The organism is Caballeronia arationis, from assembly GCF_001544975.2.
Classification (GTDB): domain Bacteria; phylum Pseudomonadota; class Gammaproteobacteria; order Burkholderiales; family Burkholderiaceae; genus Caballeronia; species Caballeronia arationis.
The window spans coordinates 1-13,590 of the sequence record NZ_FCOG02000150.1 but is presented as its reverse complement, the minus strand read 5'-3'; the positions used below and the strand labels follow the sequence as shown (position 1 = coordinate 13,590).

Annotated in this window: 11 protein-coding genes and 2 pseudogenes; 8 read left to right on the top strand and 5 right to left on the bottom strand. The window is 59.4% G+C overall.

Going from position 1 to position 13,590, the window contains the following annotated elements; all coding sequences use genetic code 11:
• Positions 1 to 185, top strand: a 185-nt coding sequence (locus tag AWB81_RS36120; protein WP_159938994.1) for an H-NS family nucleoid-associated regulatory protein, incomplete at its 5' end; no start/stop codon positions are given.
• Positions 186 to 225: 40 nt separating this feature from the next.
• Here AWB81_RS36120 and AWB81_RS36115 read toward each other — a convergent pair.
• The 3 genes from AWB81_RS36115 to AWB81_RS36105 all read right to left on the bottom strand — a co-directional run bounded on the left by AWB81_RS36115 (position 226) and on the right by AWB81_RS36105 (position 3,262).
• Positions 226 to 1,032 (bottom strand): EAL domain-containing protein, encoded by an 807-nt coding sequence (locus AWB81_RS36115; RefSeq protein ID WP_087135427.1) that lies wholly within the window; start codon positions 1,030 to 1,032, stop codon positions 226 to 228.
• A 460-nt stretch (positions 1,033 to 1,492) separates the two neighbouring features.
• A complete protein-coding gene (locus tag AWB81_RS48955) occupies positions 1,493 to 1,690 on the bottom strand; it encodes a DUF1289 domain-containing protein (RefSeq protein ID WP_200822604.1) in 198 nt (65 codons plus the stop codon).
• Positions 1,691 to 2,020: 330 nt separating this feature from the next.
• On the bottom strand, positions 2,021 to 3,262 hold the full coding sequence (locus AWB81_RS36105; protein ID WP_062642575.1) for a sensor histidine kinase: 1,242 nt from the start codon (positions 3,260 to 3,262) through the stop codon (positions 2,021 to 2,023).
• A gap of 870 nt (positions 3,263 to 4,132) precedes the next feature.
• On the opposite strand from AWB81_RS36105, the gene AWB81_RS36100 reads away from it, so the two are divergent.
• Positions 4,133 to 5,827, top strand: coding sequence for an ATPase domain-containing protein (locus AWB81_RS36100; RefSeq protein WP_235026083.1), 1,695 nt, complete (start codon positions 4,133 to 4,135; stop codon positions 5,825 to 5,827).
• Positions 5,796 to 7,484, top strand: coding sequence for an ATP-binding protein (locus tag AWB81_RS36095; protein ID WP_235026082.1), 1,689 nt, complete (start codon positions 5,796 to 5,798; stop codon positions 7,482 to 7,484). Before AWB81_RS36100 ends, AWB81_RS36095 begins: the two co-directional genes overlap by 32 nt.
• A 384-nt stretch (positions 7,485 to 7,868) precedes the next feature.
• Here AWB81_RS36095 and AWB81_RS36090 read toward each other — a convergent pair whose 3' ends face one another.
• Both AWB81_RS36090 and AWB81_RS36085 read right to left on the bottom strand, forming a co-directional pair.
• Positions 7,869 to 8,138 (bottom strand): hypothetical protein, encoded by a 270-nt coding sequence (locus tag AWB81_RS36090; protein WP_062642570.1) that lies wholly within the window; start codon positions 8,136 to 8,138, stop codon positions 7,869 to 7,871.
• A gap of 272 nt (positions 8,139 to 8,410) precedes the next feature.
• The gene (locus AWB81_RS36085) at positions 8,411 to 8,887 is read right to left on the bottom strand and encodes a CreA family protein (RefSeq protein WP_062642567.1); all 477 of its coding nucleotides are present in this window, start codon (positions 8,885 to 8,887) and stop codon (positions 8,411 to 8,413) included.
• Between AWB81_RS36085 and AWB81_RS45190 the strand changes: the two genes are divergently transcribed.
• The 5 genes and pseudogenes from AWB81_RS45190 to AWB81_RS36065 all read left to right on the top strand — a co-directional run.
• Complete coding sequence (locus AWB81_RS45190) at positions 8,880 to 9,074, top strand: hypothetical protein (protein ID WP_144444287.1); 195 nt, start codon at positions 8,880 to 8,882, stop codon at positions 9,072 to 9,074. The genes AWB81_RS36085 and AWB81_RS45190 overlap by 8 nt on opposite strands.
• Positions 9,075 to 9,152: 78 nt before the next feature.
• On the top strand, positions 9,153 to 9,626 hold the full coding sequence (locus tag AWB81_RS36080) for a hypothetical protein (RefSeq protein ID WP_062642566.1): 474 nt from the start codon (positions 9,153 to 9,155) through the stop codon (positions 9,624 to 9,626).
• A gap of 43 nt (positions 9,627 to 9,669) precedes the next feature.
• Positions 9,670 to 12,180 (top strand): cation-translocating P-type ATPase, encoded by a 2,511-nt coding sequence (locus tag AWB81_RS36075; RefSeq protein ID WP_062642564.1) that lies wholly within the window; start codon positions 9,670 to 9,672, stop codon positions 12,178 to 12,180.
• A 208-nt stretch (positions 12,181 to 12,388) separates the two neighbouring features.
• Positions 12,389 to 13,228, top strand: a pseudogene (locus AWB81_RS49195) (Tn3 family transposase); the annotation flags it as partial.
• Positions 13,229 to 13,378: 150 nt separating this feature from the next.
• A pseudogene (locus AWB81_RS36065) lies at positions 13,379 to 13,590 on the top strand (hypothetical protein); the annotation flags it as partial.

The window sequence follows — 13,590 nt, the reverse complement described above, 5'->3', positions numbered from 1 at the left end:
AAAACGTTACGGCGGCCGCTGTGCCGAAGTATCGCGATTTTCAAAGCGGCGCCACGTGGAGCGGTCGAGGACGGGCGGCGCATTGGATTGTCGACAAGAATCGGGACGACTTTTTCCACTGGCAATCCGCCCGAGGTGCAGGAAACGTGGTTGCTCGAAAGGCAGGGTGTCACCCGGCGCAATAAAACCGCGAACGTTGTCGGACGGGCAGGCTCGCCGAGCGGTTTATCCGGCCGCGAACGCAGCCTCGCCAAGGCGGGGAACCGCTTTGAACGCCGGCTTCGCGAAGAGATAGCCCTGCATCAGCGTCACGCTGTTCGCTGCGAAAAAGTCTCTCTCCCCGCGCGTCTCGATCCCTTCCGCTATCACGCGGATCCCCAGGTCACGGCACATCGCGAGTACCCCGCACACGATACGTTGCCGCACAGAATCTGCATCGATGCCGCGCACAAGTTCCATGTCGAGCTTGATTAAATCCGGCTGAAAATCCGCCAATAGCGTAAGCCCGGAGTAACCAGCGCCGAAATCATCGATGGCAGTCTGAAAGCCGAAACGCTTGTACGCGCGAAAGATGTCGACCAGATGCGGCCGGCTAATGATGTTCTCGCCCTCGACCGTCTCAAAAATGATCCGTTCAATCGGGAAGCCGTGCATTTCGGCCGCTTCGAGCGTGCTTCGGATGCACGCCTCCGGGCGATAGACGGCGTTTGGCATGAAGTTGATCGACAGCAAGCTTTCCATCTCTAGCGCAGCTGCCTGCGCGATCGCCGTCGAGCGGCAGCGCTGGTCGAAGTGATAGCGGTTAGTCTCGTCGACTTGCGCGAGCACCGATCCCGCCGATTCGCCGTTCGGCCCACGCACCAGCGCCTCGTGCGCGTAGGCGCGGCCGGCGGCCACATCAACAATTGGCTGGAAAGCGAACGCGAGTTCGATGGGCGTGGCTGCGTCGCTTTTGCAACCCGAGCAGGCGGACTTGATAGCGTGTACTTCGGGAATGCGCGCATTGGCTAATGCGTCTTTTGTCAGCGTCATGCGTCGTGCTCGGTTAATGCGAGAAGGAATGCGGTTCTGCGGGCCTAACCTCGTTTAACGGACGCCACGTGCGAATCTTTAGGGCGCGACCGCCAGAAGTCCCTGCGAGACGGGGTCCGCTTTCACAGCCGAGTCGAGTGGTGACTCGACACTCGATGATACTTCATACCGGCTATACTGTTTTCGCGTCGTATGGGTTTGCGCGGTTTCGATGGCGCGTTCGACGCGTAATTTAACGTTGTTCCGGCGGGTAGGATGAGCGCTTCGCCGACCTGAAGGTTGATAAGCAATGCGACAATGGAGTCAAGTGTCGTCGATAACCTCAACTCGGCTTCGACCCTGAAAAAATGGGGAGCCGACGTTTATTGGGCTAAAGTTGCTCTGGCGGCCATCACGTCGCCGCTATCGCATCGGTCGCTTTTTCACGACGGAGAATTTCACTATCGCGCCCTGCTTTGATTTAGCTGCTCCCGCGGCGCGTCAGCGCTATGGAAATTCGCTTTTCTCGGGCGACCCTCTTGCGAATAATGCTTTGTCTTCTGCGTCCCGAATAGTTCATCCAACCGCGTATTTCTTCGGCAGTACGATAGCAGCCGATGCAGAGGCCTGACTTCGTATCTATCTCACATTTTCCTACACACGGATTTGCAGCGTTCAAAGTTCGTCTCCCGAAAATCCTTGAGCTCGGCAGCGGTGCCGCCTAGCGGGTCGAGAAAATGTCGGCCCATTCGTTGCGGACAGAAGAGAATTCCTAATTGTCAGTGTTGCGCGAAACCGTCCGGAAGCGCATCGCGAGCTTAATCGGTGTGTCCAACCGGCAAATTCCCGTTGTGCATGGCGCAAAGACCTGCCTCTCCCGACCTTGCGACGGAAATCGCGCGTCCGCACAGTCTAGCGGACGCGTGCGCTAAAGAAAATGCTGTGCGCCATCACAGCGAGGTGCAACACCTTTCTCGAAAGAGTCAGTCCTACCGGACCTCGTGCGCCTTTACATTACCTCGCCGCGGGGGCCATCTCCCTGTAGCTCGACGGGAAATCGGATTTCAATTGTGGTGCCGTGACCAATCCGCGACTCGAAATGGATTTTTCCCCGGAGGACGCGGCAAAGCTCCCTGACGATCGCAAGCCCCAGCCCAAAGCCTGGAATGTCGTCGCCGGCCGCGCGCTCGAACTCATCAAACACCCGCTCTGAGTCGCACGGCGCAATGCCGACGCCCGTGTCAGAGACACGGATGGACCAAGTACTCTCATCCACCTTAGCGAAGGCCAGTTCGATTTCGCCGGACGTTGTGTATTTTGTCGCGTTCGATATCAGGTTGAGCGCGACCTGTTTGACTTTAAGCCGGTTCGAAGTCATCGAACTCAGCGCTGAATCGAAGCGTACATGAAAGCGCAGACCTTTTGTCTCGATGGCCGGCCGACTCGACTCTGCCAACTCATCGAGCAGTTCGCGCAGGTCTACTTTTTCAACGGATAGCGGATTGTTATCTCCCAGAACAACCGAGTACTCGACCATCTGGTCGACGAGTTGTTTCATATCCTCTGCCTGCCGATTTGCAAGTGTCAGTGCCGTCTCCGCTTTCAAAGGCGCTCGCGCTATTAACTGCAGCGCTATCGAGAAGGCGTTCAGGAAATTTCTCAGGTCGTGTACCACGCTGCGGGTAATCTGCATCCGCGACTCGTGGAGTTCACTGACGAGACGCTGCTTCAGTTCCAGTTCGTGGTTGGCGCGCTCCAACCTGCCTGTGTACTCGTCAATTTTCCGGTCGCGCTCATGGACCACCTCACGTATCGAGGTAAGGGTAGCAAAACTGAGTGCCTCAGCGATGAGACGCCGCGCGCGCCTTTCATGGCGGCGACTGAATGTGCCGTCTGCGTCCATGTCTGCGAATTCATCAAGTGCGTCGGACAGCGTCAGGTGGAAAAGGTCAAGTTCTCGAACCAGTTCCTCAATTCTGTAACCTTGTCGCCAGCGCACGATGCCATGCAGTCTGGCGTCGCGCTCCATCGCCTGCTCAACGGCTTCAAGGTCTTGGGCATCGAGGGCGACGCACAGCCGTTCGAGGATTTCGGGAAGATGGTCAGCGAGTTGCTCGTACGTCAACTTGTCCGCCTCGACAAGGTCTACGTCGCCAACGACCGCCCTCATCCACTTCTCAGTCAGACGGACTTGTTCGAGGCGAAGGAAGTCGGCGAATCTCCGCGGAGGGCGTATGTTTTCGTCGGACATAAAAGAGAAATTGGAGGAGTGCCTGGTCACCAGAGCCTGCTCCCGTAGTCCTGAATGGGCCGAGATGACAAACGACAACGATACCGCCTTGCTCGCGCATTGCAGCTACTGGGCAAGTATAACCAACTGTGCAGCGATGGAATCAGCGTTCCGCGCTGGGTGGAGCATTCGATCAAAAAAGGAGTTGAGCCAAACGACGGAGCTTGTTGCCGCTTGCACTCAATCAGGCGTCATTCGACTGCCGGTCCAGGCATTGATGCAGCGGCCAGCAGGCGCGAAAACTTCAACGTATCGCAAGTAGAGATTCGCGGATTAGACAAATGATAAACATTGACGCTAACGAAGCCTGCACCGGGGACCGGCTGAAGCTTTTCTTGCCGGAATAGCGTCCGATGCGAAGCCGGCGGCCACTAGGGCTGTTGCGAAGAAGGCCCGACGGTGAAAAAAGCTGCTGCCAAGAAGGCCGTGGGGTGAGCGCGAGAGTGCCGGCTAAAGAGAAGGCGCCAGCGAGAAAGCGCCGCGCAGAGCGCGGCCACGTCTCGCTCCAATGGACACAATCGAGTTGGGCCCAGGGAGGGCGACCAAAACGCAACTGATGGACGGCAACGAGCTGGCGCGGCATCTACGTTCCGCCGCTACCTTGAAGCTATTTTAAGTGGGAGACTGTGTCCGGTGATTCAAGGGGGCCGTTCCGATCAGCAGGTAGCGGCGGTGTTCGACATACGCAGCCCGGGCTGCATAGCAAAATGGGATCGCCAGTATCGTGATGGCGGCATGGAGCTCTGGCGCCCCGCCCACGAGGAGGTCCCAACTATCGAGTTTCCAAAAAATCGAGCGACGACAGCGCGCCGGATGAGCACGCGTTAGCAGTTGCTCAAGAAAAAGGAGTACCTGCGCGCAGAGCTGGCGCACCTAAAGAAGCTCGATGCCCAGCGGCGAGAGGGAACGCGATTTCTCGCCTGTGGATTCACTTCCGAACGCGCACGGTCGCCGTGCGACATGCTGGTTCACTTTTTGCTGCTAGGTGACACCGCGCTCCTTAGCGCATCTTTTTCTAAAGGAACGGACGTGGCCGATGCAGTCCCCCTTCCGCTTGTCGTGACGGGCATTCCCGAACTGGATGTCGTCCTGCGCGGTGGCTTGCCAATGTACCGCCTCCATTTGCTTGAAGGAGCGCCGGGAACCGGCAAGACGACCATAGGGCTTCGCTTTTTGATAGACGGTGTGCGCACGGCCGATCGCTGTCTGTATGTAACATTTTCCGAAAGTACCGATGAGATCGTGAGCGCGGCGCGTACGCACGGCTGGGATGTCGGCGGCATCGACTTTTTCGAACTTGTTCCGGACGAAGCGCAGACGGCGAAGCAACAGACCGTGCTTTATCCGGCAGAGATCGAATTTGACGAGACGGTGCGACGAATCATCGCCCGAGTTGAAGCGACGCGACCCGACCGCATTGTTATCGACGGCGTCTCGGAACTGCGGCTTCTCGCGCGGGACCCGCGTAGCTATCGGCGCCAGTTGTTGTCGTTGAAACGCTTCTTGCAGGGGCGCTGTATAACGACCATCCTGCTTGATGACTTACGCTTTGGCGACGACGGCGATCTGCACAACCTCATGCACGGCGTAATCTCGCTAGACAGCCTCGAGCGTGACTATGGCGCCGCAAGACGAAGACTACGCATCGTCAAGATGCGCGGCACCAATTTCATGAGCGGATGGCATGACTACGCGCTCGTGCCCGGAGAGGTGATGGTATTCCCGAGCCTGATTGCAGACGAGCACGCCAGCGACGTATATGGCGAGCCGCTCAGTAGCGGATCGAAGGGCCTCGATGAAATTATCGGCAACGGGCTGGACCGAGGTACGGCGACGATGCTGATCGGCCCCTCGGGGGTGGGCAAATCTTCCCTTGCGCTGTCGTACGCACTGGTGGGCGCGAGAAACGGCGAGCAGGTCGCTTACTTCGCATTCGACGAGGCCTACGAAACCTTCCTCCGCCGAGGGCAGAGTCTCGGACTGAATCCAGAGCCTGCGCTCGCGAGCGGCCGACTTGCCTGGCGGCGCATGAATCCATCGCGTATCTCGCCGGGCGAATTCGTCTGGGCAGTTCGGCGCGAGGTGGAGGATAAGGACGCCCGCGTGGTGGTGATCGACAGCATCAACTCGTATCTCAGCACGATGCCTGAAGAGCGCTCGCTGATTACCCACCTGCACGAACTGTTGACATACCTAAACCGGCGCGGCGTCGTCACCATTATCATTCTCGCGCAGCAAGGCGTCGTTGGTGACGTTGAGAATCCGATCGACTTAAGCTTTCTGAGCGACACCGTACTGCTGTTGCGCTTTTTTGAAGCGACGGGCCGGCTGCGGCGCGCGCTGTCGGTCATGAAGCGCAGAACAGGTGCGCACGACACCGCGATCCATGAATACCGGCTGTCGTCACAAGGCGTCGAGGTTGGGGCGCCGTTGCGCGATCTGCAGGGCATTTTCACGGGCGTGCCCATCTACTCTGGATCACCGGCAAACCTGATTGTTGATTCATCCGATGGCCCGAGACCGTGAACAGCAAAAGGGCGACCTTCTTGTTCTTGCGCCGACAGGCGAAGACGCCACGGTGATCGCCCGGGTGCTTTCCAGTCGGAGCTTCGATACACGAATCGTTGCCTCGCTAACTGAAGTTTGCGAACTCTTGCGCAACGAAGAAGGACTCAGCGTGAGCGGGCTGGTCGTCACGGAAGAAGCGCTAGAGGGCGAGGCCGCGGTCTTGATCAAGTGTCTTGAGGATCAGGCCGCGTGGTCCGACCTACCAACTTGCGTGCTTATCGTGGCCGGCAACCCAGACAGCGCCGCAGTCCGCTGGCGCTTCTTCGAAGCCCTCGGCAACGTGACGCTGCTCGCGCGGCCGCTCACTGTCGAAGCGCTTCTGAGCGCCGCGCGCGGGCTGTTGCGGGCACGTGCGCGTCAGTTGCAAACGAAGCGCCATCTGGATGAATTAAAGGCGGCCGCGCTGATGCTGGAGCAGCGCGTCGCCCAGCGCACCGAGGAATTGATGGCTGTCGAGCAGACGCTACGCCAGGCGCAGAAGATGGAGGCCATCGGGCAGTTGACGGGCGGTATTGCGCACGACTTCAACAACTTGTTGCAAGTTATTAGCTCGAACATGGAGTTAATCAAGGTGCGTATCCGCCAGGGCCGGATGGTTGAAATCGAACGCCATGCACAGAGCGCGACCGAGGCCACGCAACGCGCCGCAGCGCTGACGCATCGGCTGCTCGCGTTCTCACGGCGGCAGACGCTGGACCCAAAGCCGGTCGATGCAAACCAACTGGTCTCGGATATGCTTGAGCTACTTCAGCGAACGCTCGGGCCTTCAATCTCCGTGAACACCGCTTTTGCGCATGATCTACACTTGGCGCTGTGCGATCCGCCGCAACTGGAAAATGTCGTTTTGAACCTGTGCATTAACGCGCGGGACGCGATGCCCGAGGGGGGCGAATTGCGCCTAATGACGGAAAATTCCAAGCTGCGAGGGCGCGCTACAGTGCTGCACGACCTGCCGGAGGGGGACTACGTGGTCCTCTCGGTCACCGACACGGGCTGCGGAATGACGCCCGAGATCGCGGCCAAGGCGTTCGATCCATTCTTCACGACCAAGCCGATCGGGCAGGGCACTGGACTTGGGTTGTCGATGGTCTACGGATTCACGCGTCAATCCGGCGGCAAAGTCACGATCGACTCACGTGTGGGCGCCGGCACGACGGTTAGCATCTATCTGCCAAAGCTCGAGGGGGACGACTTCCCGGTGGCGATCAAATCGCAGGCGCCGACGGCACCGCTTGTGGCGAGCCCTAAGACGGTCCTCGTGATCGACGACGAATCTGCCGTGCGCACACTCTGCGCGGAGGTGCTGCGCGAGGCGGGGTACAACGTCATCGAGGCGGGCGATGGCCTCGCGGGTCTTAGCCTACTCGAATCGAACTTGCATTTCGACATGCTGGTGACCGACATCGGCATGCCTGGCATAAACGGTAGAGAGATGGCTGACCGTGCTCGCCGTACGCGTCCGGAGCTGCGCGTCCTATATATCACCGGTTACGCGGAGAAGGCGGCGTTTCCGAACGGCAATGTCGATCCGGGTTCACATTTGCTCACCAAGCCTTTCGCGATCCAAGACCTGTTAGCTCGTGTCGAGCAGATTATTGCCGCCGAAAAAAGCTGATCCTCGCTGCAGCGATTTAGCGTTATTTCGAATGCAAAGTCGTGCCTCCGTCGCCCAGAGAAGTCCACAGACTTGTGCTTGAAGTCTCGGGCGGACGAAGTCCGGCCCTTAAAATTTACCTCAGATCGCGCCAGACCGGCAGAACCCGAAACTGTTAAGGTACGTTCGTAATGATCGCGGGGGCCATGCCTTGAAGGAGGCCAATTGCTACGGTGCCGGTCAGAAAAAAGCGCACCAAATTGCGCGAACGTTCATGCGTCTGGTAGTTGATTTGTAGAAACTGCAGTTGCCTGCATTGTCTTGAACCATTCCGAGCAAAGTGATCCATGTTCTGCACAGCACTTGCTAAGATCGGGCGTTTGTAACTCGCGACTCGGGTCGCCGTCAGCCATTGGGCTCTTTTTGAGTGAGCATGTCGGAGCCCAAGACACGGATTGCATATTCCAGCGACTCCCGTTGCGCTTCCGCAGCACTGATCCTGGGTGCCGCGGATCGAGGCACATGCCAGTCGGCGAGTACCTCGCCATTGCAGTCAATCCGCACGATTGCCAGATAGCCGTCGGGTTCCGACTCCCACACCTCAAACTGGCGAACTGGGACCGTCATCAGACCGATCGTGCAGCCGTTCCACTTTTCCAGAAGTACGTCAAGCATCGAAGGACTCCAGGACTCCAGGACTCCAGCGCCGGACAGCACGCCCCGCTGTCGCGGCAAAACGAATGGACGGAATAATATCCTCGGCAGTTTCACGCTCGTCTGCCGCTGCCTTCACTCGTCTGGGTCCCTATTTGCCAGCCATTGTGGCCGACTCGGACCCCAGCTTTTCCACTTACCGAGCTGTCCGAATTCCCGGCGCCACCTCTAACGATCACTTGGCACCGGCCACCACGCGACGTGCGACCCGCTCGCGCGGCGCGAGCGCTTACCTATCGGGCGGGCATCCTGGGACCGGCTGGCAACCGAATCACATAGATGCGGCCCGGCAAATCTCCAGCAACCTCGTTCTCCGAGTAGGTGAAGTAGACAAGTGAGCGCCGTTCAGTGTCCAGTACCCGGATTACGTGGAGCCAGTCGAAGGTTGGATCTGACTCGGCTGTGAATACCTGCGCTTGCCTAGGAGCAGTTTCGGCAATGCGGATGTTGCCCGTCTGATGGCAGGATGCAGTCAGGTCCGTCCCATGGGTGATGCGTCCACTTCCCTGTGCGCCATCGGAATGCGACTCTGACACATAGCAGGTCACGCCTTTCACAAGGGGATCGTCGTAAGCCGAAATGGCGATGTGAGAACCATATCGCTGGGTATGCGTTTCGATCGTCGTCAACTCTTTGGCTACAACAGCGGAAGACGAAAATATCAGCAACGCGACCAGAATGTTTGCGCGCCCTGGAATTAGCTTGATCATCATCCACCTCCGGGTGTCCGACAGTCAGGTCGTTGATCGTGCCACGCCGCGGCGGCGGACAGCTGGCTTCAGGCTATTTCACCCGGAAGTCGGCCACTTGACGCAGATCAACGCCTGCGTGTTCGCCCTGCGTCATTCTCAAAATGGATACGTTGTCTGCGCAGGGTACCTGCCGGCGGCGGATTGAACACTCCGTGTCGAGGCGCCAACAAACCACGGTTTCGGTCACCCGCGTCGCCAGAAAGTTTGCATATTGAGGACCGCCATGTTCAGGTACGCCCGTTTTTCGTTGTTTCTAGCCTTCCTCATCTGCGTCTGTGCGAATGGTGCTGCGCTCGTACAATCGTTACCGCAGCCGGCTTCGCAAAACGGCATCTCCTATATAACCGGTGGTGTGGGCGAGGATGGAGTCCTGGCATTTCGCGCCGCGGCGCCAAGTTACAACCTGCGCATGAAGTTCGCCTCGAAGACAGGGAACTATCTGTCCGACGTCGATGTAACGATAACGTCGGGAGCCGGACGACCAGTTCTGACCGTTCGGACAGAAGGACCGTTCCTCTTTGTGCGCGTTCCTGCAGGGCGCTATCAGATTGGGGCGAAAATGCGTCACATCACGGAAACCAGAAAGATCCAGGTGCCCGCGCGCGGCGCGGCCGATTTGCGTTTCTACTGGGAAGATCCGGTTCGTCACGGAGTCGTGCACATCTGTAAAGGCTGTCCGGATACAGGCCGTCCCTGAGCGGCCTGTTCCGTTGGCAATCCGCGTACTGATTGACTCCAGAATGCAAACAAATCCCGTTGAGCCCGTCCCGGACGTAATCTCTGGCCGCATCGAACCGGCATCGCCGGTCTTGCACGCCGACAGGAAGCGTGGGCTGTCGAGCGCGCGGGTGGAGGAGCAGCGTGCCAAATTCGGCCGCAACGACGTGGACTCAGTGGCGCGGCGCACCTGGTGGCAGACGCTGTGGGAAGTACTCCGTGAGCCCATGTTCCTTCTGTTGCTCGCGGCGAGCGGTATCTATTTCGTGCTCGGGGACATTTCGGAGGCGCTGACGCTCCTCGCGTTCGTGACGGGGATCGTCTTTCTCACGGGTTTTCAAAGTCACCGCACCGCGCAGGTTCTCGACTCTCTTCGCGAACTGTCCGCGCCCCGCGCGCAGGTACTTCGAGATGGGCAACGGCAACTCGTTTCCGCTGCCGAACTGGTGCCCGGCGACGTGGTTTTCGTCGACGAAGGCGCACGCGTGCCCGCTGACGGCGCCGTGATGGAGGCTCACGAACTGAGCGTAGACGAGTCGCTACTGACGGGCGAGTCCGTTTCGGTGAACAAGTCCGTGGCGCGAGCCAATGCACTTCCGGAGGAAGATTCTGGCGGGCATATTTTTTTCGGCTCAATGGTGGTGCAGGGTCAGGGGCAGATGATCGTAACTGCGACGGGGCCGAATACAACGCTCGGTCGCATTGGAAAATCGTTGACCGGCATCACGGAAGCCCGCTCGCCGTTGCAACTGGAGACGAGAACATTCGTCAATCGCTTTGCGTTGGGTGCGATCGCAGTGTGTCTGCTGCTCGTCGTGGCCTATCGTTGGCGCTCCGGGGAATGGCTTGCGGGCGTGCTCGCCGGGATCACACTGGCCATGGGGATTCTTCCCGAAGAGATTCCGGTGATACTGACCGTGTTCATGGCACTAGGGGCTCGCCGCATCGCTAACGAAGGCGTGCTGACGCGCCGAATGAGTGCGATCGAAACGCTTGGCCAGACCTCAGTGCTGTGCGTCGACAAGACGGGCACACTGACGCAAAACCGCATGTCGGTACGCGTGCTCTTCGCGCAGGGAAAGCGGCAAGTCATCGATCAGGCCACTCAGCGCATTGATGAGGCGTATCACGAACTCATCGAATATCTGGTGCTCGCCAGCGAAATCGAGCCGGTCGATCCAATGGAGCGCGCGTTTCACGAAACAGGCCGGGTTGGGCTCGCCGGCACCGGACGCCTCCACAAGGACTGGTCGCTGGTCCATGAGTACGCGCTGACACCGGAGTTGCCGGCTATGTCCCATGCATGGCACACGCCAGAACTCGACCATCACGCAGTGGCCTGCAAGGGCGCGCCGGAGGCGGTGTGTGCTTTGTGTCACCTAGGCGAGCGGGAAACGCAGACTGTTCTTGATCAGGCTGCGCAGATGGCGTCGGGCGGGCTGCGAGTGCTCGGGGTGGCCAAGGCACGGCACTCACGTCCCGGTTGGCCGGAAAAGCAACATGACTTCGAGTTCTCCTTCGTGGGGCTGGTCGGTCTGCTGGACCCGGTCCGGCCGGAGATCGCAGGCGCCATCGCAGAATGCCAAGCAGCCGGCATCCGCGTGGTGATGATCACCGGCGACTATCCGTCGACGGCGCGGGCGATTGCGACCGAAGTCGGCATTGACGGCGCGCAAATCGTGACCGGCCAGGAAGTGGCAGCGATGGACGACGCACAGCTTCGCGATGCCATAATGAACGTTGACGCGTTCGCTCGCGTCAAACCGGAGCAGAAGCTACGGCTCATCAACGCGCTCAAGGAAAGCGGCCAGGTGGTCGCGATGACCGGTGACGGCGTGAACGACGCGCCCGCGCTAAAGGCGGCGCACATCGGCATTGCGATGGGGCTGCGCGGCGCCGAGGTTGCACGCGAAGTAGCCTCGCTGGTCCTGCTACGCGACGACTTCGCGCCGATCGTGTCAGCGATCCGGCTGGGAAGGCGTATCTACGCCAATCTCGTGGAAGCGATCAGCTACACGGTTGCCGTTCACATCCCGATGATAGCCGCCACCATGATTCCGGTTCTTGTCGGCTGGCCGCCGATGCTTGCGCCGGTTCATATCGTTTTTCTGCAACTGGTTATCGATCCAGTGTGTTCGGTCGTGTTCGAGAACGAGCCTGAACGCGAGAACCTGATGCGTCTGCCACCGCGCCGCGCCGGCGCGCGGCTGCTATCGAATCGCGCACTGGCCCAAGGAGCTGCGGCAGGCGCTGTGGCCGCTATGCTGGTGCTGGCCCTGTACGCTGGCCTGCTGACTCATGGCTACCAACTGCCCTTCGCTCGCACGCTCGCATTCCTTTCACTCGTAGCGGGCAATGTTGCGTTGATCTTTGTGATCCGCGTGTTGCCGCAGTCCGGGAGACGTGCCCATGCGCCTCAGCAGAATCACTACCTCTGGATTGTTCTGATCGTAACGGGGGCAGCGCTACTGCTTTTGATGACCGTTCCTGCCTTGGCGCGACTGTTTGGACTGGTTGCGCTGCTCGGTCCTTGATGTGGGCCTATAGGGGTAATCGAATGAAAGGGACTTCCCCGTCCCGAGGCTGCGGCGGAAGCCGCGAATCGGGATCAAAGTGCCATGATCGAGTGTCGAGCCTTCATCAACGCCAGCAGGAGGGGAAGTCCATGTCCATTGTCATCGTCGGAATCGATCTTGCCAAGAATGTGAGTCCTTTTCGTGCATGTATGGACCCGGCGCCAAACGGCTGACAGAACATTTGAAGGCTGGGCTGGCTGCGCTGGAGGGAGCACGCGAGGCAGCACGCGTGACGATCGGCGCCGACGGCGCGCTGCACCTGTCGACGATCGAAACGTTGCCGACCGATGGCATACCGAAACGCACGCGGGATCTGATATTCAAAGAAATTGGCACTGCGCAGTTCGCCGATCTGATCATCGAGAGGGATGCCCACACAGGCTTCAGCGAAATGTTCCTGTCACGCAAGGAAGGCGCGCAATGCGGACGAACTCATCTCGCTGTACGCCGCGCTGATCGCCCAGGGCATGGAAGTTGATGCAAAGAACGTCGCTGCTATGATCCCGCAACTGGATCCGACGCACCTTTCGACGGCCATGCGCTCCCTCGAGATGCCAGGTCGGCTGCCGCGTGCCAACGAGCGCGTCGTAGACTTTCAGCGCACGCACGCCATTACGGAACTTTGGGGTACCGGACGCCGGGCATCGAGCGACTCAATGAGCCTGGATACATCACCGCACCTCTTCTATGCCCGGGTCGATCCGCGACGTCGTACCCATGCGGTGGGCATGTACACACACGTGCTAGACCAGCACGGCATTGTCTATAACCAGCCGTCGTGCTGAACGGGTGCCAGGCTGGAGTAGCGATCGAGGGCGTAGTGCGCCACAACGAGAACCGTGATGATGGCGGCCTCCTGCGACTTTCAGTAGACACGCATGGGTATACGAACGTGAGCATGACAGTGTCGAAGCTGCTTGGTTTCGACCTCTGCCCGCGTCTGCGCAACCTCTCGGAACGCAAACTATTTTTGCCGAGAGGCGTTGCCGCTCCCGATAAACTAACGAGGCTCCGCCTCAGACCGACGAGTGGTACGGGTGACTGCGGAGCGCTGGCGGTGTAAGGTGGCTCCGGTCGAGCCGGCTGGGACGTGCCCAGCGATGTACGAGCTCGAAGCTCAATGGGTCCGAAGACCCGTGGACGACCGGAGCCAATCATGACGTTATCACAGAGTGTGTGCGAAGTTCTGCGCGCTCACGTCGTGCTCGAGAGCGAGTGCATCGACCGGATGTACCTGAACGTTTACGTGCCACAGTTGCAGCGCGTGGGCGGCGTAGTGTGGTACCTGCGGGGGCATCTCGGTCAGCGCTTCGCCTCGACCGCGACCGTGGCGCCCAAGACCGTGGCCTTCGTGGCAAGCATCGAGAA

Coding starts and splice junctions, on each gene's coding strand:
- AWB81_RS36115 (WP_087135427.1), bottom strand. CDS start 1,032: ATGACGCTGACAAAAGACGCATTAGCCAATGCGCGCATTCCCGAAGTA.
- AWB81_RS36105 (WP_062642575.1), bottom strand. CDS start 3,262: ATGTCCGACGAAAACATACGCCCTCCGCGGAGATTCGCCGACTTCCTT.
- AWB81_RS36090 (WP_062642570.1), bottom strand. CDS start 8,138: ATGCTTGACGTACTTCTGGAAAAGTGGAACGGCTGCACGATCGGTCTG.
- AWB81_RS36085 (WP_062642567.1), bottom strand. CDS start 8,887: ATGATCAAGCTAATTCCAGGGCGCGCAAACATTCTGGTCGCGTTGCTG.
- AWB81_RS36080 (WP_062642566.1), top strand. CDS start 9,153: ATGTTCAGGTACGCCCGTTTTTCGTTGTTTCTAGCCTTCCTCATCTGC.
- AWB81_RS36075 (WP_062642564.1), top strand. CDS start 9,670: ATGCAAACAAATCCCGTTGAGCCCGTCCCGGACGTAATCTCTGGCCGC.